Annotated in this window: 1 protein-coding gene; it reads left to right on the forward strand. The window is 74.6% G+C overall.

Features of this window, described 5'->3' with window-relative positions; genetic code table 11:
* Window positions 1-5,852: SDR family NAD(P)-dependent oxidoreductase (locus ACFV4F_RS41890; protein WP_380511022.1), on the forward strand; the 5,852-nt coding region annotated here is incomplete at both ends.

Here is a 5,852-nt window from a genome sequence, read left to right on the forward strand (position 1 = left end):
CCCACCGCGCCCCCAACGGCGGGCGAGGGCGCGCGCCTTGACCGACCGCTTCCCGGTGTTCGCCCAGGCCTTCGACGAGGTGTGCGACGGGCTGGAGCCTCCCGTTCGGGACGTCGTGTGGGGCTCGGACGAGGAGCTGCTGAACCGGACGGAGTACGCCCAGGCCGGGCTGTTCGCCGTCGAGGTGGCGCTGTACCGTCTCGTCGAATCGCTGGGCGTCCGTGCCGAGTTCGTGGCGGGGCACTCGATCGGTGAGGTGGCTGCGGCGCATGTGGCGGGGGTGTTCGGCCTGGCCGACGCCTGCGCTCTGGTGACCGCGCGTGGCCGTTTGATGCAGGCGCTGCCGTCCGGTGGCGCGATGCTGGCGGTACAGGCGACGGAGGACGAAGTCCTGCCGCTGCTTGGCGAGTTCGTGTCGATCGCCGCCGTCAACGGCCCGCGCTCGATCGTCGTCTCCGGGACAGAGGAGGCCATCGCGGCGATCGAGGCGCACTTCGCCGACCGCAAGACGAACCGGCTGCGCGTGTCCCACGCCTTCCACTCGCCGCTGATGGACCCGATGCTGGAGGACTTCCGTACGGTCCTCAACGGGCTGAGCTACAACGCTCCTTCGGTCCCGGTGGTGTCCAACCTGACGGGATCCCTGGCTGAGGACCTCACGACCCCCGACTACTGGGTGCGCCACGTCCGCGAGGCCGTCCGCTTCGCCGACGGCGTCCGAACGCTGGAAGCCGTGGGTGTCCGCCGCTACCTCGAACTCGGCCCCGACGCCGTCCTGTCCGGACTGGTGCAGGGCGTCCTGGACGACCCGACCGCCGTGGGCACGTGCGTCGTGCCCGCCCTGCGCGCGGACCGGGACGAGGAGGCGAGCCTGGTCGGCGCGCTCGGCCGGCTGCACACGGCCGGGGCGGAGGTGGACTGGTCCGTCCTCTTCGCCGGCACCGGCGCCCGCACGGTGGAACTGCCCACCTACGCGTTCCAGCACCGCCGGTTCTGGCTCGACGCGACGACCCCGCTCGGCGACCTGGGCGCGGTCGGCGTGGGCGCCTTCGCGCACCCGCTGCTGGGCGCGGCCGTCGACCTGTCCCACACGGACGGGTTCCTCCTCACCGGCCGGGTGTCGCTGGACTCGCACGCGTGGCTGGCCGACCACCAGGTCCTGGACACCGTCCTGGTCCCGGGTGCGGCGCTGGTCGAGCTCGCACTGCGGGCCGCGGCCGAGGTCGGGTACGAGGTGGTGGAGGAACTGACGCTCGCCGCACCGCTCGTGCTGCCCGAGCACGGCGCCGTCCAGCTGCACGTGCGGGTCGGTGGCCCGGACGCCTCGGAACGGCGCGCGGTCACCATCCACTCCCGCCTGGACGGGGATCCGGACGCCGGGTGGGTCCAGCACGCGGCCGGTTCGCTGGCCGTCGGCGGAGCCGTCGAGGCGGAGGCGTTCGACGTCTGGCCGCCGGCCGGCGCCGAGTCGCTGCCGGTGGAGGGCGCCTACGAGCGCATGGCCGAGGCCGGGTTCGGCTACGGCCACGCCTTCCAGGGCCTGCGGGCGGCCTGGCGGCGCGGGAACGAGCTGTTCGCGGACGTCGAACTCCCCGAGGACGTCGAGGCCGACGGCTTCGGCGTGCACCCGGCGCTGCTCGACGCCGCCATGCACGTCGCCATCGTGGACGCCGGGAGCGACGACACCGTGGTCCCGTTCGCGTGGACGGGCGCCGCGCTGCGCGCCGTCGGCGCGTCGGCGGTGCGGGCGCGCCTGGTGCGGCTCGACGGTGGCGGGCTGCGGCTCGACCTCGCCGACCCGGCGGGCGGCCCGGTGCTGACGGTGGCCTCCGTGAAGGGCCGGGCGGTCTCGGCGGAGCAACTGGGCTCGGCCGACCCGCTGTACGCGGTCGAGTGGTCGGAGCTGCCGGCCGCCCCGCCCGCGGAGTGGACGGCCTGGGACGCTCTGCGCGCCGAGGGCGCGGCCCCGGAGACCGTCGTCCTGGACTGCTCGGCCGTGCCTGCTCCGGACGGCGATGTTCCGGCGGCCGTGCGCGAGGTGACGCAGCACGTGCTGCGCGCGGTGCAGGCGTGGCTGGTGGAGGAGCGGTTCGCGGCGTCGCGTCTGGTGGTGGTGACGCGGGGTGCGGTGGCCGTGCGCGAAGGCGAGGCGGTGGATCTGGCGCAGGCTCCGGTGTGGGGTCTGGTCCGGGCGGCGCAGGCGGAGAACCCTGGCCGCTTCGTCCTGCTGGACACCGACGGGGAGGTGATCGTCACCGCTGAGCCGGAGTCGGCCGTGCGTGCCGGGGCTGTCTGCGTCCCGCGTCTGAGCCGGCTGCCGCAGCCGGAAGGTCCGCTGCCGATCAGCTCGGATGACACGGTGCTGATCACCGGTGGTACGGGTGGTCTGGGGGCTGTCGTGGCCCGGTACCTGGCCGCCGAGTGCGGCGTGCGCAGTCTGGTGCTGACGAGCCGTCGTGGTGTGGAGGCGCCGGGCGCGGTGGAGCTGGTGGCGGAGCTGTCCGCCCTCGGCGCTACCACCGACGTGCGTGCCTGTGACATGGCGGACCGGGAGGCCGTGGCCGCGCTGATCGACGCGATCCCGGAGCTCAGCGCCGTGGTCCACGCCGCCGGTGTCGGTGACAACGGTCTGGTCGGCGCGCTCACTCCGGACCGGATGGATGCCGTTCTGGCCCCGAAGGCCGACGGCGCCTGGTACCTGCACGAGCTGACCAGCCACCTCGACCTGACCGCGTTCGTGCTCTTCTCCTCCGCGGGCGGCCTGGTGCTGACCGCCGGCCAGGGCAACTACGCGGCCGCGAACGTCTTCCTCGACGCCCTCGCCGCCCACCGCCGCGCCGCCGGCCTGCCCGCCACCTCCATGGCCTACGGCATGTGGGACGTCGGCGCCGGCCTCGGCGAGCAGCTCCTGGAGCTCAACCGCAACCGCATGGCCGCCCAGGGCGTCCCGCCGCTCACCCGGGAAGCCGGTCTGGCGCTGTTCGCCGCCGGTCTGCGCAGCGAGCGCGCCACCGTCGTCCCGATCCGGGTCGACGCCGCCGCCCTGCGCGCCCGCACCGACGAGGTCCCCGCACTCCTGCGCGCCCTCGTCCCGGCCGCCCGCCGCACGGCGGCGCACGCCCTGGCACCGGCAGCCCCGGCGGACGGCCTCGCGGCCCGGCTCGCCGGGCTGACGGAGGCGGAGCAGCGGCGGACCGTCCTCGACCTCGTCCGGGCCCGGGTGGCCGGGCTGCTCGGCCACGAGTCGGGCGACGCGATCGAGCCGGACCGTGCCTTCCAGGAGCTCGGCTTCGACTCCCTCGCCGCGACCGACCTGCGCAACCAGCTCAACACCCTCACCGGCCTGCGCCTGCCCGCCACGCTCGCCTTCGACCACCCGAACGCCGAGGCCGTGACGGAGCTCATCGTCACCGAGCTGGGCGTGCGGACCGCCGCCGCGAGCGGCGAGGCGTCCCGCGCCGAGGCCGACCTGCGGGCCGCGCTGCAGTCGATCCCGACCCGCCGTCTGCGCGACGCGGGCCTGGTCGACGCCCTGCTCGACCTGACCGACGACCGGATCCGTGCCGCAGGCGCCGCGACGGACGACCCCGGGGCGCCGACCGAGGTCCGCCACGACCCGATCGCGATCGTCGGCATGGCCTGCCGCTACCCGGGCGGGGTGACCACGCCCGAGGAGCTCTGGCAGCTGGTGACGTCCGGCGCGGACGCCATCGCGCCGTTCCCCGCCGACCGCGGCTGGGACCTCTCGACGCTGCGCACCGAGGACAGCGGGGGCACCGGGGACTCGTCCCACACCCACGCCGGCGGATTCCTCGACGGCGCCGCCGAGTTCGACCCCGGCTTCTTCGGGATCTCCCCGCGCGAGGCCCTCGCCATGGACCCGCAGCAGCGGCTCACGCTGGAGCTCTCCTGGGAGGCCCTGGAGCGGGCCGGCATCGACCCGAGCGGCCTGCGCGGCACCCGCACCGGCGTCTTCACCGGCGTGATGTACCACGACTACCCGGGCAGCGACGGCAACGGCAGCGTCGTGGCCGGCCGCGTCTCGTACAAGCTCGGCCTGGAGGGCCCGGCCGTCGCCGTCGACACCGCCTGCTCCTCCTCCCTGGTCGCCCTGCACCTGGCCGCCCAGGCGCTGCGCCAGGGCGATTGCTCGCTCGCGATCACCGGCGGCGTGACGGTCATGGCCACGCCGGGCGTGTTCGCCGAGTTCGGCCGCCAGGGCGCGCTCGCCCCCGACGGGCGGTGCAAGTCGTTCGCGTCCGCCGCCGACGGCACGGGCTTCGCCGAGGGCGCGGGCTTCCTGGTCGTCGAGCGGCTGTCGGACGCGCTGCGCAACGGGCACCCGGTGCTGGCGCTCGTGCGCGGCAGCGCCGTCAACCAGGACGGCGCGTCGAACGGCCTGACGGCGCCGAACGGGCCGTCGCAGCAGCGGGTGATCCGCCAGGCGCTCGCCAACGCCCGCCTCGGCGCCGACCAGGTCGACGTGGTCGAGGCGCACGGCACGGGCACGACGCTGGGCGACCCGATCGAGGCCCAGGCGCTCCTCGCGACGTACGGGCAGGACCGGGAACAGCCGCTGCTGCTGGGTTCGATCAAGTCGAACATCGGGCACACCCAGGCCGCGGCCGGTGTCGCCGGCGTGATCAAGATGGTGCTCGCGATGCACAACGGCGAGCTGCCGTCGACGCTGCACGTCGACGAGCCGAGCGCGAACGTGGACTGGTCGGAGGGGGCCGTCCGGCTCCTGACCGAGCCCCGGCCGTGGGCCCCGGGCGACCGTCCGCGCCGCGCGGGCGTCTCCTCCTTCGGGATCAGCGGCACCAACGCCCACGTGATCATCGAGGAGGCCCCGGCAGTGGCGCCGTCCACGGAGGTGCCGGAGGTCGAACCGGGGGTCGTGCCGTGGCTGCTGTCCGCCGCGACCCCGGAGGCGCTGCGCGCGCAGGCCGAGCGGCTCATCGCGGCCGTGGACGACGCCCGCCCGGCGGACGTCGCGTACTCGCTCGCGACGACCCGCGCCGCGCTCGAACACCGCGCGGCCGTGGTCGGCGACGGGACCGGGCGACTCCTGGCCGGCCTGCGGGCGGTGGCGGACGGCGAAGCGCCGACCGGCGTCGCCACGAGCGGCCGGACGGCCTTCCTCTTCTCGGGGCAGGGGTCGCAGCGGCTGGGGATGGGGCGGGAGTTGTACGACCGCTTCCCGGTGTTCGCGCGGGCCTTCGACGAGGTGTGCGAGGCGCTGGAGATTCCCGTTCGGGATGTGGTGTGGGGGTCGGACGAGGAGCTGCTGAACCGGACGGAGTATGCGCAGGCCGGGCTGTTCGCGGTCGAGGTGGCGCTGTACCGTCTCGTCGAATCGCTGGGCGTCCGTGCCGAGTTCGTGGCCGGGCACTCGATCGGTGAGGTCGCGGCGGCGCACGTGGCGGGGGTGTTCTCGCTGGGCGACGCGTGTGCGCTGGTGAGTGCCCGTGGCCGTCTGATGCAGGCGCTGCCTGCGGGCGGTGCGATGCTGGCGGTGCAGGCGACGGAGGACGAAGTCCTGCCGTTGCTGGGTGAGTTCGTGTCGATCGCTGCCGTCAATGGCCCGACCTCCGTCGTCGTTTCCGGCGCGGAGGAGGATGTCGCGGAGATCGAGGCGCGCTTCGCCGATCGCAAGACGACGCGGCTGCGGGTCTCGCACGCGTTCCACTCCCCGTTGATGGACCCGATGCTGGCGGACTTCCGTTCCGTTCTCGACGGGTTGAGCTACAGCGCTCCGTCGATCCCGGTTGTCTCCAACCTGACCGGCGGACTGGCCGAAGACCTCCAGGAGCCCGAGTACTGGGTGCGCCACGTCCGCGAGGCCGTCCGTT

It is taken from the genome of Kitasatospora sp. NPDC059722 (assembly GCF_042733235.1).
Classification (GTDB): Bacteria; Actinomycetota; Actinomycetes; order Streptomycetales; family Streptomycetaceae; genus Kitasatospora.